Here is a 24,806-nt window from a genome sequence, read left to right on the forward strand (position 1 = left end):
GTACGTCCTTCCGTGGTGACCAGCACAAAGCGCCACAAGCCCGACCGGCGCACCTATGTTCTCGACACCAGCGTCCTGCTGGCCGACCCGAACGCCCTGAGCCGCTTCGACGAGCACGAGGTCGTGCTTCCCATCGTCGTGGTGACGGAACTGGAGGCCAAGCGGAACCATCCCGAACTCGGCTACTTCGCCCGGCAGGCCCTGCGCCTGCTCGACGATTTCCGGGTGCGGTACGGCCGCCTCGATGCCCCCATCCCGACCGGGGACCTCGGCGGAACCGTCCGTGTCGAGCTCAATCACTCGGACCCCAGCGTGCTGCCCAGCGGCTACCGCCTGGGGGACAACGACTCCCGCATCCTCGCGGTCGCCCGCAACCTCCAGGCCGAGGGGTTCGACGTCACCGTCGTGTCGAAGGACCTCCCGCTCAGGATCAAGGCGTCCTCCGTCGGGCTCCTCGCCGAGGAGTACCGCGCGGAACTCGCCATCACGGACTCCTCCGGCTGGACCGGAATGTCCGAACTGACCCTGCCCGGCGAGCAGGTGGACATCCTCTTCGAGGAGGGGCACGTCTACGTCCCCGAGGCCGCCGACCTGCCGGTGCACACAGGCCTGATGATCCAGTCGGAGCGCGGCAAGGCGCTCGGGCGGGTCACGCCCGAGGGCAACATCCGTGTCGTACGCGGGGATCGTGAGGCGTTCGGCGTCAAGGGCCGCAGCGCCGAGCAGCGGATCGCGCTGGACCTGCTGCTCGATCCGGACGTCGGGATCGTGTCCATGGGCGGCCGGGCCGGCACCGGCAAGTCGGCGCTGGCGTTGTGCGCGGGTCTGGAGGCGGTGCTGGAGCGCCGTCAGCACCAGAAGGTGATGGTCTTCCGTCCGCTGTACGCGGTGGGCGGGCAGGAGCTCGGCTATCTGCCCGGCACCGAGGCGGAGAAGATGAGCCCCTGGGCGCAGGCGGTGTTCGACACGCTGTCGGCGGTCACCAGCCGGGATGTCATCGAGGAGGTCACCGCCCGCGGGATGCTGGAGGTGCTGCCGCTCACTCACATCCGCGGCCGTTCGCTGCACGACGCGTTCGTGATCGTCGACGAGGCCCAGTCGCTGGAACGGAACGTACTTCTTACCGTTCTGTCCCGTATCGGGGCCAATTCACGGGTGGTTCTCACCCATGACGTGGCCCAGCGGGACAACCTCAGGGTCGGCCGGTACGACGGTGTCGTCGCCGTCGTCGAGAAGCTGAAGGGGCATCCGCTGTTCGCGCATGTGACCCTGACCCGGTCCGAGAGGTCGCAGATCGCCGCCCTTGTGACCGAAATGCTCGAAGACGGGCAGATCTGACCGTCATGCCCTAAGCGGGGGCGGTTACGCAGTAGTTGGCGCCGTCCGGAAAGGCGAAGAGCCTAGCCGGGCGGCGCCTTCGCATGTGGCAGTTCCTGTGAATCTCCCGCGTCAAACGGGATGTGAGCTTTCACACGCAACTGGGAATTGCCTTGCCCCGTCGGGTTACGGCAGAGTCTCACTCCTGTCAGGCCCCGCATACGACACACCTGTACCCCCAGCGGTACGGCACCACTAAAAGCACAGCGTCAACTGCATAGCGATGTCGTATGCCGCCCGAGCACTACGCGGCACTCCCCACGCGGGAGTTGCCCACCGGGCCCGCGCCTCCCGTGACCCCGCAGTTGGGGAGGCCAGTGCCAGGGGCACGATTGCGTCCGCGAGGGTCACCGAAGCGGGCGATGCTGGAAGGAAAACCGTGTGAGCCGGATCTCGGTCCGGGGATTCGCAGTGGCTTCGGCCACGGCGGTCACCGCTGTCGGAAGCGTCGTCGGCGTTGCCTCTGGCAGCACCGCGCAGAACAACGACGCCGAAGCGACGGCCAGCGGCACCACGCTGCTCGCGGACATCCCCGCGGGCCAGCAGGCCCAGGTGCAGACGGCGTCGCTGACCCAGCAGGCCGACGCACAGGCCATCGCCGCTGACGCGAGCGCGAAGAAGGACGCCGAGGAGGCCGCCCGCAAGGCTGCCGCCGAGACGGCCATCGCCAAGAAGAAGGAAGCCGCCGAGAAGGCCGCCGCGGCCGAGAAGGCCGCCAAGGAGCGCGCGGAGGCCAAGGAGGCCGCCAGCCGTTCCAAGGACATCTCCGACTTCCCCGTCGCGACCTCCTACACCATCGCGCAGATCCAGGCGATGGCGCGGCAGATGGTGCCGGCGGGTCAGTTCCAGTGCTTCAGCAACATCGTGGACCACGAGTCCGACTGGAACTACAAGGCGGTCAATCCTTCCTCCGGGGCCTACGGCATGTTCCAGGCGCTGCCCGGTTCCAAGATGTCGTCCGTCGGTGCCGACTGGCGGACCAATCCGGCCACCCAGATCAAGTGGGGCCTGAACTACATGAACGACCGCTACGGCAGCCCGTGTGATGCCTGGTCGTTCTGGCAGGCCAACAACTGGTACTGAGCCCGCGGCCCTGAGCCGCAGCCACTCCTCAGCGCGAGCCCCTCACCGTCGTACGGTGAGGGGCTCGCGCCATGTACGGTCTTGACGGACGACTCCAGGTGGGGGAGTGGTGCGGAGAGACGGGGGAAAAGGACGGATCATGTCGCGAGTGCCAGGGTGGCTCGGCCGGCTCGGTGCCGGACTGACCGAGATGAGCGAACGGTGGAACGAACGCCGCGCCGAGGCCGAACGGGAGCGGGACGAGACCGAGTCCCGGACGTCGTCCGACGAACAGGTGCCGCCGCCCCCGGACTACGCGCCCGACGTTCCCGCCCGGCCCGATCCCGCGCTGGCCGTGCCGTGGGGGGTGCGGGTCGCGGCGGAGGCCGGCTGGCGGCTGCTCGTCCTCGCGGGCACGCTGTGGGTGCTGATGCGGATCATCAGCGCCGTCCAGCTGGTGGTGCTGGCGTTCGCGAGCGCACTGCTCATCACCGCGCTTCTCCAGCCGGCGGTGGCGCGGCTGCGGCGGCTGGGGGTGCCGCGTGGGCCGGCCACGGCGCTGACCGCGATCCTCGGCTTCGTCGTCATGGGGCTGATCGGCTGGTTCGTGACCTGGCAGGTCATGGAGAACATCGACGACCTCTCGGGCCAGATCCAGGACGGCATCGACGAGTTGCGGAACTGGCTGCTGAACAGCCCGTTCCACGTCACGGACAAACAGATCAACGAGATCGCCAAGAACCTGCGGGAGGCGGTCGGCGCGAACACCGACCAGATCACCTCGGCCGGTCTGGAGGGCGTGACGGTCGTCGTCGAGGCGCTGACGGGGATTTTGCTGGCGGCGTTCTCGACGCTGTTCCTGCTCTACGACGGCAAGCGGATCTGGCAGTGGACGCTGAAGCTGGTGCCGGCGGCGGCGCGGCCGGGCGTGGCCGGGGCCGGGCCCGCGGCGTGGCGGACGCTGACGGCGTATGTGCGGGGCACGGTGATCGTCGCGCTGATCGACGCGATCTTCATCGGGCTGGGGATCTACTTCCTCGATGTGCCGATGGCCGTGCCGCTGGCGGTGTTCATCTTCCTGTTCGCGTTCATCCCGCTGGTGGGTGCGGTGGTGTCCGGGGCGCTGGCGGTGGTGGTCGCGCTGGTCACCCAGGGGGTGTTCACGGCTGTCATGACGCTGGCGGTGGTGCTGGCGGTGCAGCAGATCGAGGGCCACATCCTGCAGCCGTTCATTCTGGGGCGGGCGGTGCGGGTGCATCCGCTGGCTGTGGTGCTGTCGGTGGCGTGCGGGGGGATGATGGCCGGGATCGGGGGTGCGGTGGTCGCCGTGCCGTTGGTGGCTGTGACGAACACGGTGGCGGGGTATCTGCGGGCGTATTCGCGGCAGTCGGCGTTGCGGCATTCGGTGCGGCCTCGCGGGGCGACAGCAGCGGGGGCGGCGGAGCAGCCCGGCACTTCCGAGGTGCCGTCGGAGTAGCCCGGGCCTCCCAGGGGGCTCCGCCCCTTGGACCCCAGCTATGCCCACCCGCTGCCCGAAGCGGTCGGAGAAGACGCCTGGCTCGAAAGGCAACAGGGCCCCGCCCACCTGTCGGTGGGCGGGGCCCTGTAACTCGTGGCGGACAGCCGAGGGTTACTCGGACAGCACCGCCTCGGCGTCCAGCGTCACGCCGACCGCCTGGATCACGGACGCGATCTTGAACGCCTCCTGGACGACCTCGCGGTCGAGGCCGGCCTTGCGGAGGACCTGCTCGTGGGAGTCGAGGCACATGCCGCAGCCGTTGATGGCGGAGACCGCGAAGGACCACAGCTCGAAGTCGACCTTGTCGACGCCGGGGTTGCCGATGACGTTCATCCGCAGGCCCGCGCGCAGGTTGCCGTACTCGTGGTCCGTAAGGAGGTGCCGCGTGCGGTAGAAGACGTTGTTCATCGCCATCACCGCGGCGGCGGACTTGGCGGCCGTGTACGCCTCCGGCGACAGGTTCGCCTTCGCCTCCGGCTCCAGCTCGCGCAGCACGATCGGGGAGCGCGAGGCGATCGCGGTCGCCAGCACCGTGCCCCACAGCTGCTGGGCCGGCAGGTCGGAGTTGCCGATGACCGAGCCCAGGTTGAGCTTCAGGTCCTTGGCGTAGTCCGGTACGCGGGACTTCAGGGAGTCGAGGGACATGCCTCACTCACCAGCCAGCAGCTTGACGGGGTCGAGGGTCTCGTCGCCCTTCGACCAGTTGCAGGGGCACAGCTCGTCCGTCTGGAGCGCGTCCAGGACCCGCAGGACCTCCTTCGGGTTACGGCCGACCGAACCCGCGGTCACCATCGAGAACTGGATCTCGTTGTTCTGGTCCACGATGAACACCGCGCGCTTGGCGAAGCCGTCCTCGTCCTCGATGCCGAGGTCGCGCATGAGCTCGTGCTTGGGGTCGGCCATCATCGGGAACGGCAGGTCGCGCAGGTCGTCGTGGTCCTTGCGCCAGGCGTGGTGGACGAACTCGGAGTCGCCGGAGAAGCCGAGGACCTGGGCGTCGCGGTCGGCGAACTCGTCGTTCAGCTTGCCGAAGGCGGCGATCTCGGTGGGGCACACGAAGGTGAAGTCCTTGGGCCACGCGAAGACGACCTTCCACTGACCCTCGTAGGTCTTGTGGTTGATCTGCTGGAACTCCTTGCCCTTCTCCAGCGAGACGCAGGCGGTCAGATCGAACTCGGGGAACTTGTCACCGACGGTGAGCACACACTCTCCTTGCAGCGAAGAAACACCCGGATTGCGGGTGTTTCCCATGGGTTGGACGTTATTGATGTTGGCACAGGGAGGATTGATTACGGAAATAGCTACACTCGGTCGGGTTGATCGGAGGTAGTTATCAGTGACTGTGGGTAATAAGCGCAGGCAGCCCAGCCTCGCCCAGCTGCGGGCCTTCGCAGCCGTCGCCGAGCGCCTGCACTTCCGGGACGCCGCCGGGGCGATCGGCATGAGCCAGCCCTCCCTCTCGGGGGCCGTCTCGGCGCTGGAGGAGACACTTGGAGTGACGCTCCTGGAGCGTACGACGCGCAAGGTGCTGCTCTCACCCGAGGGCGAGCGGATCGCCGTACGGGCCAAGGCGGTGCTGGCCGAGATGGGCGCCCTCATGGAGGAGGCCGAGGCGGTCCGGGCCCCGTTCACGGGAGTGCTGCGGCTGGGGGTCATCCCGACCGTGGCGCCGTATCTGCTGCCCACCGTGCTGCGGCTCGTCCACGACCGGTATCCGCACCTCGATCTCCAGGTGCACGAGGAGCAGACCGCCAACCTGCTCGACGGCCTCACCAACGGCCGGCTCGACCTGCTGCTGCTCGCCGTGCCGCTGGGCGTGCCGGGTGTGGCCGAACTGCCGCTGTTCGACGAGGACTTCGTGCTCGTCACGCCGCTCGACCACTGGCTCGGCGGCCGCGAGGGCATTCCGCGCGAGGCGCTGCGCGAGCTGAACCTGCTGCTGCTGGACGAGGGGCACTGCCTGCGCGACCAGGCACTCGACATCTGCCGGGAGGCCGGCCGCGACGACGCGCCGGTCACCACGACCGCCGCCGGGCTGTCCACACTGGTGCAGCTCGTCGCGGGCGGGCTCGGCGTCACGCTGCTGCCGCGCACCGCCCTCAAGGTCGAGATCTCCCGCAGCAGCCAGCTCCTCACCGGGTACTTCACCGACCCGGCCCCCACCCGCCGGGTCGCTCTGGCGATGCGGGCCGGGGCCGCGCGCGGCGCCGAGTACGAGGAACTGGCGGCCGCACTGCGGGAGGCGCTGCGGCCGTTGCCCGTACGGGTCCTGGACCAGGAGGCGTGACGCGGCCCTTGCGGCGTTCTACTCGGTCCGCAGGCCGTCCGGCCGCATCAGCTTCAGCAGCGGCGGCAGGCTCAGCAGGGTCACCACGAGAACGACACCGGCGCCGATGCCGGTCATCGACAGCACGCTCTCCCAGTCCACGCCCAGCGGTTGGTCCGTCATCTTCAGCAGCACCGCGCCCAGTGTGAGCCCGACCGCCGTGGCCACCACCAGTCCGAGACCGATCGGGATCGCCGTCTGCCACAGCACGGACAGCGTCAGCGTGCGGCGCCGGGTGCCGAAGGCGATCAGCGACGACAGCAGCCTGCGGCGCTCGCGCAGCTGCTCCAGCTGCGACACCAGCAGACTCGCGCCGATCAGCGCCAGCACGCACGCGGCGCCGACGAACAGGCCGGTGCGGATGGAGTCGTAGGTCTCCGTGCGCTTGCTGGACACCCACGTCGTCGGATCGGTGGGCAGGCCGAGACGGCGGGCCGTGTTCCGTGCGTACTCGGGCGCGTTCGCCATCCCCTGGTCGAGCGCGAGGTAGACGTGCCCGGAGACGCCCCGCGCGGCGCCCGACGGCAGCGCGCCCGGCGTCAGCAGGAAACCGCTGCGCTTGTACCCGGTCGGGTCCTTGATCGACCGCGCCTGCTTCACGTCGGCCGGTACGGTCCAGGGCGCCGGCCTGTGAACGAACTCGTCGTCGATCGAGTCGAACCACAGCGTGCTGCCGGGCTCGGACATGCCGGGCGCCGCCTCGTCGTCGTCGCCACCCCGGACGACGAAGGAGTCACCGTCCTGGCAGGAGGGGAGGGAAGCCACCTGGCGCAGGGACGCGCAGTCGGCGATGGTGACCTGGGCGGAGTAGTCGGAGTTCTCGCGTCGGTCGGCGATGAAGCCCTCGTCGTAGGCGTAGACCTTCTCGACGCCCTTGGTCGCCTTGAAATCGGCCGCCGCCCGGGCGAGCGGGACCTCGTCCGGCAGGGTCGCCCCCATCTGGGCCCGGGTGAGGTCGTTGGCGGAGTGCCTGGTGTACTGGCCCCCCAGCCCGGAGAACAGCATCTGCAGGGCGATGGCGCCCGCCACCGCGACCGCGATGCCGTTGACCATGCGGGCGGCCGTGCCGCTGCTCAACTGAAGTCGGCGGACGGCCAGTTGCCAGGCGACCCCGCCGGAGTCGAGTCGGCTCACGACCGTCTCCACGACCCACGGCAGCAGCGCGGTCACCCCGACGAGGAGCAACAGGACGCCACCGGTGACCTGGTACTGGTTGAACTCCCCGCTGTGCCGGCCGTTGCCGATCATCGGGGAGAGCAGTCCGAGCCCGCCCAGCGGCAGCAGCAGCCGCCACCACAGCCGACGCCGTGGGGGCTTCGCGGTGCGCACCACGCCGAGCGGCTCGATCACCACGCCCCGCAGCGCGAACAGGGTGACCAGCACGGCGGCCGCGGGGACCGCGACCGCGACCAGCAGGGCGAGCAGCGGGGAGGGAGTCAGATAGCTCGGGAACACGCTCACGTCGAACAGGTCCACGGAGCCGGCCATGTCCCGGGCGATCAGGAAGAAGACCGTGCCGAGGACCAGGCCCGCCACGGCGCCGGCGAGGGCCTCGCCCGCGGCGATCCGCCGGGTCATCCGGGTGTCCGAGCCCACCAGCCGTAGGGCCGCGAGTCGCCGGTCCCGGCGCTCGCCGCCGAACCGCACGGCCGCGGCGATGAAGACACCGACGGGCATCAGCAGCACCAGGAACACGACGAGGACGAGCAGGACCAGGACGGGGTCCGTCTTCTCCGGGGTCGGATGGGGGTCGCCGAACCGGTCGATGCGGGCGACCAGGCCGTACCCCTCCTTGACCACGAGGTTGTCGGCGCCGCGGTAGAAGGCGAGTTCCTGGGAACCGATCAGTCCGGGCTCGGCGATGGTGCCGACGATCCGGTCCGCCAGCCGCTCCCGCAGCAGCTTCCCCTCGCCGGACTCCAGCAGCCGCTTCAGCGCGGGGGAGACCACCATCTCGCCCACTGCCGGGAGCTCCGAGACCCCCGGCGGCAAGGGCGCCTTGGGGCCGTCGGGCTGCAACTCCCGCCCGCGCACCTCCTTGTCGCGGAAGGTCGTCCTGGCCTCGCCGACCACCAGCGTGTCGTCCGCTTTCCGCATCGGCGGGTTGTTGTACGTGAGGTCGGTGCGCGCCTCCTCCCGGTCGTGCCGGACGGCCAGCGCGTTCGGGACCGCGGTGGTGAGCAGCAGCAGTGCCACGCCGAGCCCCACGCCGACGGCGGTGAGCAGCATCCGCGTCCACCCCTCCCGCCCGCCGGCGAAGGCGAACCTGGCTCCCATGCCCAGGTCGCGAGACCACTGGCGCGCGTTCATATGGCGCGTTCCATGTCCCGGGACTTGCCGTCCCGTACGACGATCTCGCGGTCGGAGTACGCGGCGACCCGCGCCTCGTGCGTGACCAGCACGACCGCCGCGTTGGTGGACCGGGCGGCTTCCGTCAGCAGCCCCATCACGCGCTCGCCGTTGAGGGAGTCGAGCGCGCCGGTCGGCTCGTCGGCGAACAGCACCCGCGGGTTGGTGACCAGCGCCCGCGCGACGGCGACCCGCTGTCCCTGACCACCGGACACCTCGCCGGGCCGCTGCTTGCGCAGGTGATCGACCTCGAGCCGTTCCATCCAGCTGAGGGCGGCCCGCTCGGCCTCCTTGCGGGAGGTGCCGTTCAGCCGCAGCGGCAGTGCCACGTTCTCCACGCAGGTCAGCTCGGGCACCAGCTGACCGAACTGGAAGACGAAGCCGAACTCGGACCGGCGCAAGGCGCTGCGTTTGGCGTCGCTCATGGTCGCCAGGTCGCGTCCGTTGTACGTGATCGACCCGGAGTCCGGCGTCACGATTCCGGCGAGGCAGTGCAGCAGCGTCGACTTCCCGGACCCGGAGGGGCCCATCACGGCGACGACCTCACCGGGGTGGATGGAGAACTCGGCGCCGTCGAGCGCGGAAGTCGGCCCGTAGGCCTTGCACAGGTTCTCGGCGGTGAGCAGGGAGCCGGGAGGAAAGCTCATGCGGACACCGCCTCACGCAGCTTGTCGAGGCGCGCCGCGGTCAGCTCCAGCCAGCGCAGGTCCGCCTCCAAGTGGAACAGCGCGTGGTCGCAGATGAGCTGGTCGGCGAGGTCGCCCTTGCGCTTGCGGTCGGTCAGGATCCGCATGCTGCGCAGATGCTCCGAGCGCTGCGTGTCGAGGACGTCGCCCGCGTTCCGCTCCGTGAGCAGCGCGAGGACGACCTTGGTGTACAGGGTCGACTGGAGGTACGGCTCCGGCTTCTCCGGCGTGGTGAGCCAGCGCGCGACGTCGGTGATACCGGCCTCGGTGATCGCGTACCGCTTGCGCTCGGGCCCGCCGCCCGCCTCGATGCCGTCGACCTCGACGAGCCCGTTCTTCAGCAGCCGGGACATCGTCGAGTAGACCTGGCCGTAGTGCAGGGGCCGGTCGTGACCGAACTTCTCGTCGAAGGCCCGCTTCAGGTCGTAACCGTGACGCGGGCCGGACTCCAGGAGTCCCAGGAGAGCGTGACCAATGGACATGACCGGGACTGTACACGGGGTGTATACGCATGATGTATACGCGGTGTGTGTCCAGGTCATGGCCGGGTGTGTGGAAGCGCAGGTCGGGCGTGGTTGTCACGGTTTTGCAACAGCGGCTTTCCACCGCGGGGCCGGGCAGCAGTCCCCATCCCGACGCCTGAGGGTGAGGCCGTTCAGGCCGACGGGGGCCTGGGAGGGGAGCCCCCGGGCGGTCGCCCGCGCCGGGGCAGCGGCCCGGTCTCCCGCGGCAGGCGCCCCGCTTCGGCCAGCGCCTTCCGCAACAGGAACTCGATCTGCGCGTTGGCCGACCGCAGCTCGTCCCCGGCCCACCGCGCCAGCGCCTCGTACACCGCCGGGTCCAGCCGCAGCAGCACCTGCTTGCGCTGCTGCTGCGGCCGGCGCTGCGAACCCGGACCCTCGGAAGGCACCGTCACTGGTACAGGGTCCCGGTGTTGAGGACCGGCTGCGCGGCGCGGTCACCGCACAGCACGACCATGAGGTTGGAGACCATCGCCGCCTTGCGCTCGGAGTCCAGCTCCACGATGTCCCGCTCGGTGATCCGGGCGATCGCGGCCTCGACCATGCCCACCGCCCCGTCCACGATCTGCCGCCGGGCCGCGACGACCGCTCCGGCCTGCTGCCGCTGGAGCATCGCCGAGGCGATCTCGGGGGCGTACGCGAGGTGCGTGAAACGCGACTCGATGATCTGCACCCCGGCCGCCTCCACGCGCGCGTGCAGTTCGACCGCGAGCTTCTCGGTGATCTCCTCGGCGTTGCCGCGCAGCGAGAGGCCGTCCTCCTCGTGGGCGTCGTAGGGGTACTCGATGGCGATGTGCCGCACGGCCGCCTCGGTCTGCGTGGAGACGAACTCGACGTAGTCGTCCACCTCGAAGACGGCCTGCGCGGTGTCCTCGACCCGCCACACCACGACCGCGGCGAGCTCGATCGGGTTGCCGTAGGCGTCGTTGACCTTCAGGACGGCGGTCTCGTGGTTGCGGACGCGCGTCGAGATCTTGGTGCGCGAGGTGAGGGGGTTCACCCAGCGCAGGCCGTCCTGCCGGATCGTCCCGCGGTAGCGGCCGAAGAGCTGGACGACCCGGGCCTCGCCGGGCGCCACCATGTTCAGCCCGCACATGGCCAGGAACGCCGCGAGCCCGACCAGGATGCCGCCGATGATCAGGGCGGCCTTCGCCCCGCCCCCGTCGACCGAGGTGGCGGCCGTGATCAGCCCGGCGCCGGCCAGCAGACCGAGCAGGCCGAGCAGCAGGGCGAGTCCGCCGCCGATGCTGTGCGCGGCGACCTCCCGCACGCGGGGCGCCGGCATCTCGGGCACGTCGGCGGTGACCTGCGGTTGGTGTGTGGACATGGGTGATCCCCCGTTCCTCCAGGGAAGCCACACCTGCATAGCTTCCATCTATCTAAGTGATATCACTTTTTCCCGCCATGGCAACCCTACGCGTGTCTCGAACGTCGGTTCCGTTGGGATGGGTGCTGATTGTCACGCCCGCAAAGGGCTGGATCGGCAGCCCTATCTCATATCTCCCGGTGTTAGCTTTCTGAGCTGACCTGAGCGGCGAACCCGTGTGACATGTGAGCACACATGAACGAAGCGGAGCGGATCGGACCCATGGGACGAGCGGAAGAGAGACGCGCCCGACAGCGCGGTGGGCGCCGGGCGGCACCCAAGCGCCGCCGTTCGTCGGGCGCGGCCGGGAAGAGCGGCATACGCAGGCTCTTCACCTGGAAGAAGCTCCTCGGCACCTTCTTCGGCCTGTGCCTGCTCGGCATGGGCGCCTTCATCGTGCTGTACATGGTGATCGACATCCCCGAGGGGAACGCCGACGCCAAGCGGCAGAGCAACATCTACAAGTACGGCGACGGCACGATCATGGCCCGCGACGGCAAGGTCAACCGCGAGGTCGTCGATCTGTCCAGGGTCCCCAAGGACGTGCGGCTCACCTTCGTCGCAGCCGAGAACAAGACCTTCTACAAGGACGCCGGCGTCGACCTCAAGGGCACCGCCCGCGGCCTGCTCAACACGCTCTCGGGCAGGGGCGCGCAGGGCGGTTCGACGATCACCCAGCAGTACGTCAAGAACTACTACCTGACGCAGGAACAGACCGTCTCGCGCAAGCTGAAGGAACTGGTCATCTCGCTGAAGCTGGACCGGGAGAAGTCCAAGGACTACATCCTCGCCGGCTACATCAACACCAGTTACTACGGCCGCAACGCCTACGGCATCCAGGCCGCCGCCCAGGCCTACTACCGCACCGACGCCGAGGACCTCACGGTCGCGCAGGGCGCCTACCTCGCCGCGCTGCTCCAGGCCCCGAGCGAGTACGACTGGGCGGTCGCCTCCCCGACGGGCAAGAAGTTGGTGAAGGCCCGCTGGAACTACGTCCTGAACAACATGGTCGAGGAGGGCTGGCTGAGCCAGTCCGAGCGTGACGCCATGAAGTTCCCGGTGCCGAAGGAGCCCAGGCCCGCTCCCGGCATGGAGGGCCAGAAGGGCTACCTGGTCAACGCGGCCAACGCGGCGCTGGAGAAGCAGCTCGTCGCCGAGGGCACCGCGGGCAGCACCAAGGAAGCCGAGGCGATGGTCAGCGCCGGCGGCTGGACCGTCACGCTCAACATCGACAAGAAGAAGCAGGCGGCGCTGGAGAAGTCCGTCAAGCAGCAGCTGACCAGCAAGCTCGATCCGGACAAGCGCAAGGTCGACGGGGACGTCCAGGCCGGTGCCGCGTCCGTGAACCCGAAGACGGGCGCCGTGGTCGCGATGTACGGCGGCGTGGACTACTTCAAGCACTACACCAACAACGCCACCCGCTCCGACTACCAGCCCGCCTCCACCTTCAAGCCGGTCATCCTCGCCGCGGCCCTGGACGAGCAGGCCAAGACGCAGGACGGCAAGCCGATCACCGCCAACACGATCTACGACGGCACGAGCAAGCGCCAGGTCGTGGAAAACGGCAGCAAGGTCGGCTTCGCCCCCGAGAACGAGGACGACGAGAACTACGGGAAGATCACCGTCCAGACGGCGATGAACAAGTCCGTCAACTCCGTCTTCGCGCAGATGGGCGTCGACGTCGGCATGACCAACGTGGTGGACGTCGCCGGCAAGCTCGGCATGGACACCAAGAACATGGAGGCCGTGCCCGCCCAGACCCTGGGCAGCATGGGCGCGAGCCCCCTGGATATGGCGGGTGTCTACGCGACCCTCGCCAACCACGGCAAGAAGGTCACCCCGGCCCTCGTGAAGTCGGCGGAGCACCTGAACAAGGCGGTCACCATGCCCGACCCGGTCGGCGACCGGGCCATCACCCGCGAGGCCGCCGACTCGGTGACCTCGGTGCTGACCGGCGTGGTCGACGACGGTACGGCGCAGGCGTCCGTGCGCAACAACCCCAAGCGCGACGGCCAGCAGGTCGCGGGCAAGACGGGTACGTCCGACAACAACAAGTCGGCCTGGTTCACCGGCTACACACCGAACCTGGTCACCTCCGTCGGCCTGTTCGGCGAGGACGCCAAGACCCACGCCCAGGTCCCGATGTACAAGGCGGGCGGCGAGCCCCGGGTCAACGGCGGTGGCTTCCCGGCGCAGATCTGGGCGGCGTACACCTTCGGCGTGATGGGCGACGTCAGCAAGTTCGAGCTGGACACCCAGCAGGGCGCGGCGGTCAAGCCGACCTGGACGCCGACCCCCACGCGGGAGCCGACCAAGGAGCCGACGCAGGAGCCGACGACCGAGGAGCCGTCGTCGTCGTCACCGCCGCCGACGACGGAGCAGCCGAGCAGCTCACCGCCGCCGACTCCGTCGACGACACCGCCCACCTTCACTCCGCCGACGTCCCCGGAGACGACACCGCCGGACGACGGCGGCGGCGGCGACCCGTTCGACCCGGTCAAGCCGGGCGACGAGGGGTAGGGAAGGCGGGAGGGCGCCCGGTGCACACCGGGCGCCCTCCTCGTGCCGGGCGGAGCGGGAAGTTCACTCGATGTTCACCCGAATGTCACCATGACGGGCCCGGTCAACGGCACCGGCTTATGGTTGAGCGCATGCTTCAGTCCCGTTCCCGGTGTGCCGGCCGGCACGCACATGGAAGGTGCACGAGCGATGGACAATTCTCTTCGAGAGCTCGGCGAACGCGATGTCGGCACGCGCGACTTCAACCCGAAGATCCCCCTGACCCGTCTCGATCGTGCTGCCGGGATTTCGGAAGCCGAGCCGGAGACGGAAACGTCCGATGAGCGCTGCGCTTCGCTGTACGACGCCATACGGGACATGAGTGCGTATGGATCGAGAAGAGAAGCAGAAAATCACAGGGACGACGGTGACGGCCTCTTGCGCAGTCCGTAAGGAGGTTGGTGCTACAAAGACGGAGCCGCACAGGGCGGCTCGGTGAAAGCGGCCGCCAGTGGGTGGGGCTTTGATGGGCACGGAAAAGCGGACAGACTTCGACTCGTACCCGGAGGAACCCAGTGGGCGCACCCTGGGCGACAAGTACTTCAAGGAGTTCACGAGTCTCGTGCACGTGAGTCTGAGGAGTTGGTGGTGGGGGGAGCCGCTGGGGGCGATCCTCGGCGGGGCGGGGGGAGCCTGGCTCGGTCATGACGACGACTTGCCGCTGCATGAGGTGCTGGGCGTCGCCGTCTCCATGGTGGGTGTCATCATCGGGGCCGTGTTCGCCATCCTGGCGATGATCACCCGTGCCTGCGACAACACTTTTCTGCGGAAAGCAAGAAAAGCGCGCATTCTGCCCATCACTAATTACCTGTGGCCGTTCTTCACCATTATCGCCATGGGAGTGTTGTCCACTATTTTCCTGCTGATCGTGGCCGGAATTTCCGAGGATGCCCCGACGATTTTGCGCATGATGGCCGGGGCGGCAGCGGGATTCTGCATCCTGTGGACGCTGGCGAGCCTCCTTCCCGCGCTGGGAGCCCTCGTCGTTTTCACCCGTCTCATCGAGAAAACCTCTGGCATCAGTGAATGAAGTGAATGAAGGCAGCTGAAATGACGCCGGTGCGGGGACGCGAATCGCGTCCCCGCACCGGTTGGAGTGTGCCCCGCGTCATTCGTCGACGTTGAGCTCCAGGTGGACGTGCCGACCGTCCAGGGTGATGTAGCCGTCACCATAGGCGGAGCGGTAATGGCCGGTGCCGCCGATGATGGCGGTCTTGGCCGTCACACGCTTGTGGCTGTAGTACGTGATCATGTCGCTGAGTGTCAGCGTCCCCTTCTTCAGGCGCAGAACGCGTGTGCACTGGGCCGTCAGCCACTTGTGGTTGGTCAGGAGCTCGGTGTTGACCCGGATCGCGTTGCACTCCGACTCACCGTCACCGGCGTACCGCAGCTGCTTCTTGCCCGCCTTCTTCTCCGTGGTGTACAGCGCCAGGTGGGTCGTCCAGCTGTCACCCGCCACGAGGCGCCACGGCGATGTGTCGAGCTTGGTGATGCCGGTCAGCTCGAGCCTCTCGATGTCGTTGTCCTTGTCCTTCCCCTCGGCGTGCGCCAGCGTCGGAAGAAGGGCCAGCGTCGTGGTGAGGGCGGTGACTGCAACACCACGGACAGCTGATCTGATCACGGAACCTCCAGGCCGAACAGGGTGCCCCAGGCATTCCGGAGCATGGGCGAGTCATTCCACGAAGTTCGTTCCTGCCGGGCGAAGCGCCCCGCGTGGCCGGAGCGCACGGACCCGTCGTGCGGCGGAACGTCCGGCGTGCCGCCGGGGGAGGCGCACCGGTCAGTCATCGACGTAAAGATCGAAGAGGATGCGGTCACCCACCAGGGTGATGTAGCCCTCTCCCTCGGCGTCGTTGTAGATTCCCGTGCCGCCCGCGATGGCGGTCTTCGCCGTGACGGGCTTGTCGCCCTCGCGGGTGATCATGTCGTGGAGGGTGATTTCCCCGTGCTTCAGGCGGAGCACCCGCGTGCACTGGGCTGTCAGCCGCTTGTCGTTGGCTTCGACGGCGGTGCACCGCGAGCTGGCATCGCCGGCGAACTTCTTCTCGGGGGTGTACAGGGTCAGGTAGCTGACCCAGCTGTCGCCTGGATCGAGCCACCGCTCCTGCGTGTCGATCGCGGTGATGCCGGTGAACTTGACCCGCACGACGTCTTCGTCCCCGACATCCGCCGTGGCTGTCGTGGTCAGCGACAGGGTCACTGCGGCGGTCAGGGCGCCGGCGGTCACGGCGCGGCGGAAAATGGCAGAGGGCATGCATCCTCCTGGGTGTGGCTGTGGGTGCTCGGCCTCAGGAGCACTGGCGAGTCATTCCAGGCGCCGGAATCCCGCAGCGCAACGCGCCTTGCGCAGCAGGCCGCAAATGCCACTCGAACAGGGGGGCGGGTCATGCCCGCCGCGCGGCCATCCGTGGAACACGGACGATCCGCTGTCCGCCGGGTCCACACCGCCGGCCAGAGAGCCGGGGCCCGGCCCTCTCGCACGCACCGGCCGGTGACCGGAGGCGGCCGGACGCGATGGGCGTGCCGGGGGGCGAGGCAGACCGCCTCGTGGGCGGAGAGCCGGGTCGTCCCCTCCCGGCCATGCCGTTCACCAGGTCGGCAGGCGTCCGCCGGATGGGGGCGGGCGCCTGCCGGAAGCCGGTGGCAACTTCTGGCCGGCAGGCTCGCCGCCCCTGCCCGGGGCCGGGCGCGTGCCGACTGCGGGTTCGGTGGGGCGTCCTTGGCAACTGCCCCGGTGGGTCAGCTGCGGTTGAGCTCGAACCACACCACCTTGCCCGTGCTCAGCCGCGTCGCCCCCCACCGCCGTGCCAGCCGGTTCACCAGGTACAGCCCGCGCCCGCCCTCGTCCGTGGCGCGCGCCTGCCGCAGACGCGGCAGCTGCGGTACGTCGTCGCCGACCTCGCAGCGCAGCACGTCGGTGCGCAGCAGTCGGAGGGTGACCGGGCGGGAGGCGTAGCGCACGGCGTTGGTGACGACCTCGCTGACGAGCAACTCGACGGAGTCGCTGAGCTCCTCCATGCCCCAGCGCGACAGCGCGCGGCGGGCCAGGCGGCGGGCCCGGCCGGGTGCCGCGTCCTCCGGCTCCAGGAACCAGTACGCCACATCGCTCGGCGCGATCCCGTCGAACCGGGCGGCCAGCAGCGCGATGTCGTCGTCCCGGTCGCCCGGGCCGAGCATGTCGAGCACCTCGTCGCACAGCGCTTCCAGGGGCGGCGGATGGTCCGGCCCGGTGAGCTGCGCGGTCGCGGCGAGCTTCTCCCGCAGCTGCTCGATGCCGGTCCACACGTCCCGCAGCCGGGACTCGACCAGGCCGTCGGTGTACAGCAGCAGGGTCGCGCCGGCGGGCGCGTCCAGCTCCACGGCCTCGAAGTCGACGCCGCCGACCCCGATGGGGGCACCGGCCGGCACGCGCAGCACCTCGGCCCGGCCGCCCAGGTGGAGCAGGACGGGCGGCGGATGGCCGGCGTTGGCGATGGTGATGCGGTGCGATACCGGGTCGTAGACCGCGTACAGGCAGGTCGCCATGCGGTCCACGCCGAGGCGCTGGGCCTGTTCGTCGAGGTGGTGCAGGACCTCCTGCGGCGGCAGGTCGAGACCGGCGAGGGTCTGCGCGGTGGTGCGCAGCTGGCCCATGATGGCGGCCGAGGTCATGGAGTGGCCCATGACGTCGCCGACGACCAGGGCGACCCGGCTGCCCGGCAGCGGGATGGCGTCGTACCAGTCGCCGCCGACCCGGGCGGTCTCCGCGGCCGGCAGGTAACGCGAGGCGAGCCGCACGCCGGTGGGGCGGGGGAGCGTCTCGGGCAGCATCGTGCGCTGGAGCTCGTCCGCGATGTAGGCCTCGCGGCCGTACAGCACGGCCTTGTCGATGCCCAGGGCGCTGTGCGTGGCGAGCTGGGCGGCCACCAGCAGGTCGTCCGGCTCGAAGGCGATGCGCTCGGGACGGCGCAGGAACAGGGCGGCACCGATGACCCGGCGCCGGCCGCGCAGCGGGGCGAGGATCGCGCGCTGTCCGTCCGGCACGGCGAACTCGCCGCCGTCACCGAGAAGTTCGGGCAGCGCGGCACGGGCCGCGGGGGCGTCGGTGAAAACCGGGCGCACGCCCCGCAGCACCTCGGCCAGCGCGCTGCCGGGCCGCACCTCGCACAGCTCGGCGCCGACCGTGTCCAGCTCGTTCGGCTCGGGCTGCGCGGCCGGCAGGAAGCCGTTCTCCGTGTCGCGCTCCGCCGGTATCCGGTCGGTGCGGCGCAGCCGCAGCACAAGCGGGCCGGTGGGCCGCTCGTCGCCGACGGGCAGCGGGTCGCGCAGATAGACCAGGATCGCGTCGGAGAACGTGGGCACGGTGGCCCGGCACAGCCCCATCACGATCTCGTCGAGATCGATACCGCGGGCGATCCGCCGCGTGGCGGCACCCACGAAGCGCAGCCGGTCGCCGTCCCGCCGCATCGGCGTGGGCCGGCCGGGCGGCAGACTCTGGCCGCTGCGGCGCTCCTGCCCGTCTGGACCGGGCGTCGGCCGGTCCTGTTCGTCGGCCGGCTGGACCGGAATGCCCTCGGGGGCGGGCCGAGGCCGAGGAGTGTCGCGCTCGGCGGTCTGCTCGGTACCCGGCTGGGAATGCTCGGAGGCGGGGTCGCTCACGGTGTCCTTGCCCTTGCCGAACGGCGTGGAGGTGCCCGGCTCCGACGTGCCCGGCGTGGCGTGCGCCGTCGTGAGCGGAGCGCTGACGTCGCCGCCGCAGCGGCCCTGTACCGGTAAGGCGCCGGCACCGGGCGCATGCGCCGGTGTCGAGGTATGCACGAGCGCCCCGCGGGGGTCCGCGGGGTCGACGCCCGGCTGCGGGCGCTCGAAGGAGGTCGGCTGCTCCGTCACGCGTGTCGAATCCATCCGTCCGGGGCTGCACGCCAGAGGTGCAGTTGGTCCCGCCGAAACTCCGATACCCGGATTACGTGCCCCAGGAACGGAATTCCCGCGTGGTCAGAGGTTGTTCCTGTGCCACCGGTGGACCGTCTGCGGTCCTGGGGGCCTGTGGCGCAGGCCCTGCCGGTGTTGCCCTCGTACCCCTCGCTCACGTCCTGCCGCCCCTCGGTGACGATCTGTCAAGCCCAGCGCGTGCTCCCGTAGTTGCCACCGCGCCCGCCCTTGCGGAGGACGATCCTACGTTTCTTGCCCGGGGGCGCAGCAAGGGTCTCATGAGGACACATGCACGGACGTACGATCCCAGTCCTCCGGCAGTGACGGTACCGCCCAGGACGGATCCGGGCGCCAGTGCTGCCAGCCTTCCGAGAACGGCGGCCCCCAGGCGCGGATCACCTCCACGGCGGCGCGCCCGGCCGCCCGTACCTTTTCGGCCTGCTGGTCGTCCATCAGCCCGTCCCGCAGAGCCTGGGCGAACTCGTCCTCGTCGCGCCAGTGCCAAGTGCGGTCCGGGTGCACGGAGATGTCCAGGAAGTGGTCGACGGAGTCCACACCGCCCTCCCAACGGGCCAGCGGCTCCTCCAGGTTCACGTACCAGTTCTTGAACCGCCAGCCCGGCTCCCAGAACAGCCACACCGACCAGGGCTCGCCGGGCCGGGCCAGCTTCAGCACGCCCGTGCCGAACCAGCGGTCGCGCTGCACGGTCCGCGGCTTGGTGTAGCGGGATTCCAGCGGCTCCAGGTGCACGGGGGTGCCGTCGGCGAGCACGGGCCGCACGCACTCCGTGCCGGGCGCCAGCCACACGGCGAGCAGCTCCGCGTCGTCCCGTACGACGGTGACGGGACGCGCGATGTGGAAACGCGCGCCGCCGTTCTCCCGGTACCGCCACAGGATCTCGCTCCCGGGCTCCCAGAAGCCTGCCGCACCACCCGTTTCCACGCGTCTCACCGCTCCACCGTCTGCCATGCACAGATATTAGGTGCCATAGGCATACGACGCTGCGGCGCGTGTCACGGTTCACGCGCCGGGCGTACTCGCTCGACGAACCGTCACGGGTGCGTCATCCGCAGGACATCCAGGGCCTCGTCGAGCTGTTCCAGGGTCAGGTCCCCGCGCTCCACGTACCCGCTGTCCAGCACGACCTGACGGATGGTCTTCCGCTCGGCCAGTGCCTTCTTGGCGACCTTGGCGGCCTCCTCGTAGCCGATGTACTTGTTGAGCGGCGTGACGACGGAGGGCGAGGACTCGGCGTACTCCCGCGCCCGTTCGCGGTTGGCGGTGATGCCGTCGACGGTCCGGTCGGCGAGCAGCCGCGTGGCGCCTGCGAGCAGCCGGATCGACTCCAGCACGTTCTTCGCGATAACGGGCAGCATGACGTTGAGCTCGAAGTTCCCGGCGGCGCCGGCGGTGGCGACGGTGGCGTCGTTGCCGATGACTTGCGCACACACCATGAGCACGGCCTCCGGAATGACCGGATTCACCTTGCCCGGCATGATCGAGGAGCCGGGCTGGAGGTCGGGCAGGGCGATCTCGGCGAGGCCGGTGCGCGGCCCGGAGGACATCCACCGCAGGTCGTTGGCGATCTTCGTCAGCCCGACCGCGATGGTCCGCAGCTGCCCGCTGGTCTCGACGATGCCGTCCCGGGCGCCCTGCGCCTCGAAGTGGTTCCGGGCCTCGGTGAGGGGAAGCCCGGTCGCATGGGCGACCTCCTCGATCACGGCGGCGGAGAAACCGGGCGGGGTGTTGATACCGGTGCCTACGGCCGTGCCGCCGAGGGGCAGTTCGGCGAGCCGGGGCAGGGACGCCTCCAGCCGCTCGATCCCGTACCGCACCTGTGCGGCGTACCCGCCGAACTCCTGCCCCAGCGTCACGGGCGTGGCGTCCATGAGGTGGGTCCGCCCCGACTTCACGACATCGGAGAACTCCTCGGCCTTGCGCTCCAGGGAGGCGGCGAGGTGGTCCAGGGCGGGAATCAGATCACGGGTGACGGCGGCGGTGGCGGCGATGTGAATGGAGGACGGAAACACGTCGTTGGACGACTGGGAGGCGTTGACGTGGTCGTTCGGGTGAACGCTCTTGCCCAGCCGCTCGGTGGCGAGGGTGGCGATGACCTCGTTGGTGTTCATGTTGGACGAGGTCCCGGACCCGGTCTGGAACACGTCGACGGGAAAATGCGCGTCCCACTTCCCCTCCGCGACCTCTCCTGCCGCCTCCTGGATCGCCCCGGCGATGTCCTCGTCGAGCACCCCGAGCCGCGCGTTCACCTGCGCCGCGGCCCCCTTGATGCGGGCCAGGGCCTCGATGTGCGCCCGCTCGATCCGCTGCCCGGAAATCGGGAAGTTCTCGACAGCACGTTGCGTCTGAGCCCGCCACTTGGCGTCGGCGGGGACACGTACTTCGCCCATGGAGTCGTGCTCGATGCGGTATTCGTCGCTCATACCGGCTATAGCGATCGAGGGGGCGGTGATGTTCCTGGGTGGGGCGAATGGGGGGCTGACGGCCGATGAGGCGCCCGACTGCCCGGGGCGCCGAGCCGCTGGGCCGGGGCGGCCCTGAAGTCCCATGAGGCGGCGGGGCCGGAAGACACATGGGGGTGGGGGTGGGGCCTGAAGGCTCATGGGGGTGCCGGGGGCTCCGTGAGGGGGCGGCCTGAAGACCCATGGGGGTACCGGGGGCCCCATGAGGGCGCGGGGGCCTGAAGACCCATGGGGCGCCGAGGACCCCATGAGGGCGGGGGGCCTGAAGACCCATGAGGCCGCGGGGGACCCCATAAGGGCGCGGGGCGCCGAGACCCGCGACGGACGTGGGGCCGATGAGGGGTGCAGGGGACGCAGTCCCCGCCGGGGCCCGGGGCTCTTGTCCGACCGTGTCGGGCGGTGGGTGGGCAAAGGCCGGGGGCCCAGGGGGCGGAGCCCCCTGGCGGGGTCGAAGGGGCGGAGCCCCTGGGATGGGACGGGTAGGGGCGGCGGGGGCGAAAACCACCCCCGCCGCACCCCGGGCACTACGCCAGCCCCGGCCCCCGCACCGGAATGCTCGTGAACGTCGGCGCCGGCGCCGGATCCTGGAAGAAGTCGTTGCCCTTGTCGTCGACGACGATGAATGCCGGGAAGTCCTCGACCTCGATCTTCCAGACGGCCTCCATGCCGAGCTCCTCGTACTCGACGACCTCGACCTTCTTGATGCAGTCCTGGGCGAGACGGGCCGCCGGTCCGCCGATGGAGCCCAGGTAGAAGCCGCCGTGCGACGCGCACGCGTCCGTGACCTGCTTGCTGCGGTTGCCCTTCGCCAGCATCACCTTGGACCCGCCCGCCGCCTGGAACTGCTCGACGTAGGAGTCCATCCGCCCGGCCGTCGTCGGACCGAAGGAGCCCGACGCGTATCCCTCGGGCGTCTTGGCCGGACCCGCGTAGTACACCGGGTGGTCCTTCAGGTACTGCGGCATCTCCTCGCCCGCGTCCAGCCGCTCCTTGATCTTGGCGTGCGCGATGTCACGCGCGACGACGAGCGGACCGGTGAGGGAGAGCCGGGTCTTCACCGGGTACTTGGTGAGCTCCGCCAGGATCGTCTCCATCGGCTGGTTCAGGTCGATCTTCACGACGTCACCGGCCTCGTCCAGCTGCTCGTCCGTCGTCTCCGGCAGGAACCGCGCCGGGTCCGTCTCCAGCTGCTCCAGGAAGACACCCTCGGCCGTGATCCTCGCGACGGCCTGACGGTCGGCGGAGCAGGACACCGCGATGGCGACCGGGCAGGACGCCCCGTGCCGCGGCAACCGCACCACGCGCACGTCGTGGCAGAAGTACTTCCCGCCGAACTGCGCCCCGATCCCGATCCCCTGCGTCAGCTCGAAGACCTTCTGCTCCAGCTCCTTGTCCCGGAAGCCGTGCCCGAGCGCCGACCCCTCCGCCGGGATCTCGTCCAGGTAGTGCGCGGAGGCGTACTTCGCGGTCTTCAGCGCGTACTCGGCGCTCGTACCGCCGACCACGATCGCCAGGTGGTACGGCGGGCAGGCCGCCGTACCCAGCGAACGGATCTTCTCCTCCAGGAACTTCATCATGGAGGACTCGTTCAGGACAGCCTTCGTCTCCTGGTACAGGAACGACTTGTTGGCCGAGCCGCCGCCCTTCGCCATGAACAGGAACTTGTAGGCGCCGCCGTCGGTCGCGTACAGCTCGATCTGCGCGGGAAGGTTGGAGCCGGTGTTCTTCTCCTCCCACATGGTGAGCGGAGCCATCTGCGAGTAGCGCAGGTTGAGGTTCTGGTACGCGTCGTAGATGCCGCGGGACAGGGCCTCTTCGTCGCGGCCCTCCGTCAGCACGTTCTGCCCGCGCTTGCCCATCACGATCGCCGTGCCCGTGTCCTGGCACATCGGCAGCACGCCCGCCGCCGCGATGTTCGCGTTCTTCAGCAGGTCCAGCGCCACGAACTTGTCGTTGCCGGACGCCTCGGGGTCGTCGATGATGCGGCGCAGCTGCGCGAGGTGGGCGGGGCGCAGGTAGTGCTGGATGTCGTGGATGGCCTCTTCGGCGAGCTTGCGCAGCGCCTCCGGCTCCACCTTGAGGAAGGTCCGCCCGTCCGGCCCCTCGACCGTGGAGACACCCTCGGACGTCACCAGCCGGTACGGCGTGGTGTCCTCTCCCTGGGGGAGCAGATCGGTGTACGCGAACTCAGGCATCTCGCCCATTCCTCACTCGACAGACGGCGGCCCGCCTCCTTTGGCGAGCGCCAACCAGCGTAGAACCTGCCTCCGACAGCGAGCTTGTGAGGTAAGGCTCAGTTCGCCGGAGGTAAGGCTCAGTTCGTCACACCCGGCCGTGACACAGGGGGTGTCGCGATCTATCGTGTTTGGGTACGCTGCTGCCGTGGACCTTCAGAAGCAGACCGCGCCCGCCGTCTCCGAGCTCCGCGCCTCCGACGCCGAGCGCGACCGCATCGCCGACATCCTGCACGACGCCCTCGCCGAGGGCCGTCTCACCGCGGACGAGCACGCGGAGCGCGTCGAGGGGGTACTGCGCGCCAAGACGGTCGGCGAACTGGACGTCTTCATACGGGACCTGCCCGCCGCCCACCGCCAGAGCCCCGGCACCTCGCCGGCCCCGGCCCCGTACCGCCCCACCGCCGGCGCCATCCCGATCGACCCGGACGACAACGTGGTCGCGATCTTCAGCAGCGCCGTCCGCAAGGGCCGCTGGCGCGCGGGCCGCCGTATCCACGCGTACGCGATCTTCGGCAGTGTCGAGATAGACCTCAGCGAGGCGCTCTTCGACCACCAGCAGGTCATGATCAAGTCGTTCTCGATCTTCGGCAGTGTCGAGATCCGCGTCCCGGAGAACGTGTCGCTGCGCGGCATGGGCGGCGGCGTGCTCGGCAGCTTCGAGGTGGACACGCTCGACTCGGGCGAACCTCAGGCCCCGATCGTCTACGTCGACGGCTGGGCCGTCCTGGGCAGCATCGAGGCCAGGCCCCGGCGCGGCAAGGTCGTCGCGGACATCCTCGACCGGGTGCAGCGCAAGGTCGACAAGAGTTTGCGCAAACACCTGAACCATTGACAGTCGCGAATCGATCGGGATCCGGAGCAAATCGGTCCACCGGTGACGCCGCTCCATGGAACCCGAAAACGGGGGCGAAACCAGCGCTTCGGAACTCAGTGCATAGGCGCGCGCACAGCGGGTAGGCCTTGCTGCATCGTCTCTCGCTCGCGAAGCCGTCGTCAGGAGTAGACCGTGCTGCAACCGCCGCATTCGTCCCTGGTAGCTGCCGTTCCGGCCCCGCGGGTGCCAGCGCGAGACAGGGATCAAGACGCCCCGTGGCACACCGAGGCGGTGTGCCGGCGTGACGAGGCGGGGCTGTTCTTCGCCCCATCCAAGGAGCCCACCGCCGCCCGGCTCTCCCGGGAGGAGGCGGCGAAGCGGGTCTGCGCCCGCTGCCCGGTGATGGTCGAATGCCGCGAGCACGCCCTGCTCCAGCCCGAGCCCTACGGCGTCTGGGGCGGCCTCACCGCCGCCGAACGCCGCGTGGTCCTGGCCCGGCGCCGCCGCCGCGACCTGGAACTGAAGAAGGCGGCCCGCTCGGCGAGCACGATAGCCGCGGCAGGCTGACCGACACACACGACGAAAAGGGCGCCCCCACC

The 24,806-nt window shown here is 69.6% G+C and carries 22 protein-coding genes; 9 read left to right on the plus strand and 13 right to left on the minus strand.

Annotated elements, in window-relative coordinates:
* Window positions 1-12 precede the first annotated feature (12 nt).
* The 3 genes from ACIBNA_RS02065 (at window position 13) to ACIBNA_RS02075 (ending at window position 3,916) form a co-directional block, all read left to right on the plus strand.
* Window positions 13-1,338 carry a PhoH family protein gene (locus ACIBNA_RS02065; RefSeq protein WP_399163347.1) on the plus strand — a complete coding sequence of 442 codons (1,326 nt, stop codon included), beginning with the start codon at window positions 13-15 and terminating at the stop codon, window positions 1,336-1,338.
* Between the two features lie 420 nt (window positions 1,339-1,758).
* Window positions 1,759-2,460: a transglycosylase SLT domain-containing protein gene (locus tag ACIBNA_RS02070; protein ID WP_274818989.1), complete on the plus strand. Its 702-nt coding sequence runs from the start codon at window positions 1,759-1,761 to the stop codon at window positions 2,458-2,460.
* A gap of 139 nt (window positions 2,461-2,599) precedes the next feature.
* Window positions 2,600-3,916, plus strand: coding sequence for an AI-2E family transporter (locus ACIBNA_RS02075; RefSeq protein ID WP_399163348.1), 1,317 nt, complete (start codon window positions 2,600-2,602; stop codon window positions 3,914-3,916).
* Window positions 3,917-4,069: 153 nt separating this feature from the next.
* Here the strand turns inward: ACIBNA_RS02075 and ACIBNA_RS02080 are convergent, their stop codons facing one another.
* The gene (locus tag ACIBNA_RS02080; RefSeq protein ID WP_274818992.1) at window positions 4,070-4,603 is read right to left on the minus strand and encodes an alkyl hydroperoxide reductase; all 534 of its coding nucleotides are present in this window, start codon (window positions 4,601-4,603) and stop codon (window positions 4,070-4,072) included.
* A 3-nt stretch (window positions 4,604-4,606) separates the two neighbouring features.
* A complete protein-coding gene (locus ACIBNA_RS02085; protein WP_399163349.1) occupies window positions 4,607-5,161 on the minus strand; it encodes a peroxiredoxin in 555 nt (184 codons plus the stop codon).
* Window positions 5,162-5,300: 139 nt separating this feature from the next.
* Here ACIBNA_RS02085 and ACIBNA_RS02090 point away from each other — a divergent pair, with 139 nt between their 5' ends.
* Window positions 5,301-6,245: a LysR substrate-binding domain-containing protein gene (locus ACIBNA_RS02090; RefSeq protein ID WP_399163494.1), complete on the plus strand. Its 945-nt coding sequence runs from the start codon at window positions 5,301-5,303 to the stop codon at window positions 6,243-6,245.
* Window positions 6,246-6,263: 18 nt separating this feature from the next.
* Here ACIBNA_RS02090 and ACIBNA_RS02095 read toward each other — a convergent pair whose 3' ends face one another.
* The 5 genes from ACIBNA_RS02095 to ACIBNA_RS02115 all read right to left on the minus strand — a co-directional run bounded on the left by ACIBNA_RS02095 (window position 6,264) and on the right by ACIBNA_RS02115 (window position 11,167).
* Window positions 6,264-8,594: an ABC transporter permease gene (locus ACIBNA_RS02095; protein WP_399163350.1), complete on the minus strand. Its 2,331-nt coding sequence runs from the start codon at window positions 8,592-8,594 to the stop codon at window positions 6,264-6,266.
* Window positions 8,591-9,280 (minus strand): ABC transporter ATP-binding protein, encoded by a 690-nt coding sequence (locus tag ACIBNA_RS02100; RefSeq protein ID WP_399163351.1) that lies wholly within the window; start codon window positions 9,278-9,280, stop codon window positions 8,591-8,593. Before ACIBNA_RS02100 ends, ACIBNA_RS02095 begins: the two co-directional genes overlap by 4 nt.
* A complete protein-coding gene (locus tag ACIBNA_RS02105; protein ID WP_399163352.1) occupies window positions 9,277-9,801 on the minus strand; it encodes a PadR family transcriptional regulator in 525 nt (174 codons plus the stop codon). Before ACIBNA_RS02105 ends, ACIBNA_RS02100 begins: the two co-directional genes overlap by 4 nt.
* Before the next feature lie 173 nt (window positions 9,802-9,974).
* Complete coding sequence (locus ACIBNA_RS02110; RefSeq protein WP_399163353.1) at window positions 9,975-10,235, minus strand: hypothetical protein; 261 nt, start codon at window positions 10,233-10,235, stop codon at window positions 9,975-9,977.
* Entirely contained in the window at window positions 10,232-11,167 is a 936-nt protein-coding gene (locus tag ACIBNA_RS02115; RefSeq protein WP_399163354.1) for an SPFH domain-containing protein, read from the minus strand. Before ACIBNA_RS02115 ends, ACIBNA_RS02110 begins: the two co-directional genes overlap by 4 nt.
* Before the next feature lie 261 nt (window positions 11,168-11,428).
* On the opposite strand from ACIBNA_RS02115, the gene ACIBNA_RS02120 reads away from it, so the two are divergent.
* The 3 genes from ACIBNA_RS02120 (at window position 11,429) to ACIBNA_RS02130 (ending at window position 14,795) form a co-directional block, all read left to right on the plus strand.
* A complete protein-coding gene (locus ACIBNA_RS02120; protein WP_399163355.1) occupies window positions 11,429-13,726 on the plus strand; it encodes a transglycosylase domain-containing protein in 2,298 nt (765 codons plus the stop codon).
* Window positions 13,727-13,816: 90 nt separating this feature from the next.
* On the plus strand, window positions 13,817-14,158 hold the full coding sequence (locus ACIBNA_RS02125) for a hypothetical protein (protein WP_399163356.1): 342 nt from the start codon (window positions 13,817-13,819) through the stop codon (window positions 14,156-14,158).
* A 73-nt stretch (window positions 14,159-14,231) separates the two neighbouring features.
* Complete coding sequence (locus ACIBNA_RS02130) at window positions 14,232-14,795, plus strand: hypothetical protein (RefSeq protein WP_274819007.1); 564 nt, start codon at window positions 14,232-14,234, stop codon at window positions 14,793-14,795.
* A 78-nt stretch (window positions 14,796-14,873) separates the two neighbouring features.
* On the opposite strand, the gene ACIBNA_RS02135 is transcribed toward ACIBNA_RS02130, so the two are convergent.
* From ACIBNA_RS02135 to ACIBNA_RS02160, 6 genes are all read right to left on the minus strand, one after another.
* Window positions 14,874-15,386: a hypothetical protein gene (locus tag ACIBNA_RS02135; RefSeq protein ID WP_399163357.1), complete on the minus strand. Its 513-nt coding sequence runs from the start codon at window positions 15,384-15,386 to the stop codon at window positions 14,874-14,876.
* A 159-nt stretch (window positions 15,387-15,545) separates the two neighbouring features.
* The gene (locus ACIBNA_RS02140; RefSeq protein WP_399163358.1) at window positions 15,546-16,019 is read right to left on the minus strand and encodes a hypothetical protein; all 474 of its coding nucleotides are present in this window, start codon (window positions 16,017-16,019) and stop codon (window positions 15,546-15,548) included.
* Window positions 16,020-16,504: 485 nt separating this feature from the next.
* Window positions 16,505-18,649 carry a SpoIIE family protein phosphatase gene (locus ACIBNA_RS02145; protein ID WP_399163359.1) on the minus strand — a complete coding sequence of 715 codons (2,145 nt, stop codon included), beginning with the start codon at window positions 18,647-18,649 and terminating at the stop codon, window positions 16,505-16,507.
* 303 nt (window positions 18,650-18,952) lie between these two features.
* The gene (locus ACIBNA_RS02150; RefSeq protein ID WP_399163360.1) at window positions 18,953-19,645 is read right to left on the minus strand and encodes a DUF402 domain-containing protein; all 693 of its coding nucleotides are present in this window, start codon (window positions 19,643-19,645) and stop codon (window positions 18,953-18,955) included.
* Between the two features lie 83 nt (window positions 19,646-19,728).
* Entirely contained in the window at window positions 19,729-21,117 is a 1,389-nt protein-coding gene (locus tag ACIBNA_RS02155) for a class II fumarate hydratase (protein ID WP_399163361.1), read from the minus strand.
* 563 nt (window positions 21,118-21,680) lie between these two features.
* On the minus strand, window positions 21,681-23,360 hold the full coding sequence (locus ACIBNA_RS02160) for a fumarate hydratase (RefSeq protein ID WP_399163362.1): 1,680 nt from the start codon (window positions 23,358-23,360) through the stop codon (window positions 21,681-21,683).
* A 178-nt stretch (window positions 23,361-23,538) separates the two neighbouring features.
* Here ACIBNA_RS02160 and ACIBNA_RS02165 point away from each other — a divergent pair, with 178 nt between their 5' ends.
* Both ACIBNA_RS02165 and ACIBNA_RS02170 read left to right on the plus strand, forming a co-directional pair.
* Window positions 23,539-24,225: a DUF1707 domain-containing protein gene (locus tag ACIBNA_RS02165; protein ID WP_399163363.1), complete on the plus strand. Its 687-nt coding sequence runs from the start codon at window positions 23,539-23,541 to the stop codon at window positions 24,223-24,225.
* A 174-nt stretch (window positions 24,226-24,399) separates the two neighbouring features.
* Window positions 24,400-24,774 (plus strand): WhiB family transcriptional regulator, encoded by a 375-nt coding sequence (locus ACIBNA_RS02170; RefSeq protein ID WP_078945338.1) that lies wholly within the window; start codon window positions 24,400-24,402, stop codon window positions 24,772-24,774.
* The last annotated feature ends 32 nt before the right edge of the window (window positions 24,775-24,806 follow it).

This window comes from Streptomyces sp. NPDC050164 (genome assembly GCF_044459945.1).
In the GTDB taxonomy this organism is placed as follows: domain Bacteria; phylum Actinomycetota; class Actinomycetes; order Streptomycetales; family Streptomycetaceae; genus Streptomyces; species Streptomyces coeruleorubidus_A.

Bases quoted from the DNA above. Each gene is read 5' to 3' on its own strand.
- ACIBNA_RS02075 (WP_399163348.1), top strand. From the start codon at position 2,600: ATGTCGCGAGTGCCAGGGTGGCTCGGCCGGCTCGGTGCCGGACTGACC.
- ACIBNA_RS02080 (WP_274818992.1), bottom strand. From the start codon at position 4,603: ATGTCCCTCGACTCCCTGAAGTCCCGCGTACCGGACTACGCCAAGGAC.
- ACIBNA_RS02095 (WP_399163350.1), bottom strand. From the start codon at position 8,594: ATGAACGCGCGCCAGTGGTCTCGCGACCTGGGCATGGGAGCCAGGTTC.
- ACIBNA_RS02100 (WP_399163351.1), bottom strand. From the start codon at position 9,280: ATGAGCTTTCCTCCCGGCTCCCTGCTCACCGCCGAGAACCTGTGCAAG.
- ACIBNA_RS02105 (WP_399163352.1), bottom strand. From the start codon at position 9,801: ATGTCCATTGGTCACGCTCTCCTGGGACTCCTGGAGTCCGGCCCGCGT.
- ACIBNA_RS02115 (WP_399163354.1), bottom strand. From the start codon at position 11,167: ATGTCCACACACCAACCGCAGGTCACCGCCGACGTGCCCGAGATGCCG.
- ACIBNA_RS02120 (WP_399163355.1), top strand. From the start codon at position 11,429: ATGGGACGAGCGGAAGAGAGACGCGCCCGACAGCGCGGTGGGCGCCGG.
- ACIBNA_RS02125 (WP_399163356.1), top strand. From the start codon at position 13,817: ATGACGGGCCCGGTCAACGGCACCGGCTTATGGTTGAGCGCATGCTTC.
- ACIBNA_RS02130 (WP_274819007.1), top strand. From the start codon at position 14,232: ATGGGCACGGAAAAGCGGACAGACTTCGACTCGTACCCGGAGGAACCC.
- ACIBNA_RS02140 (WP_399163358.1), bottom strand. From the start codon at position 16,019: ATGCCCTCTGCCATTTTCCGCCGCGCCGTGACCGCCGGCGCCCTGACC.
- ACIBNA_RS02145 (WP_399163359.1), bottom strand. From the start codon at position 18,649: ATGGATTCGACACGCGTGACGGAGCAGCCGACCTCCTTCGAGCGCCCG.
- ACIBNA_RS02150 (WP_399163360.1), bottom strand. From the start codon at position 19,645: ATGGCAGACGGTGGAGCGGTGAGACGCGTGGAAACGGGTGGTGCGGCA.
- ACIBNA_RS02155 (WP_399163361.1), bottom strand. From the start codon at position 21,117: ATGAGCGACGAATACCGCATCGAGCACGACTCCATGGGCGAAGTACGT.
- ACIBNA_RS02160 (WP_399163362.1), bottom strand. From the start codon at position 23,360: ATGGGCGAGATGCCTGAGTTCGCGTACACCGATCTGCTCCCCCAGGGA.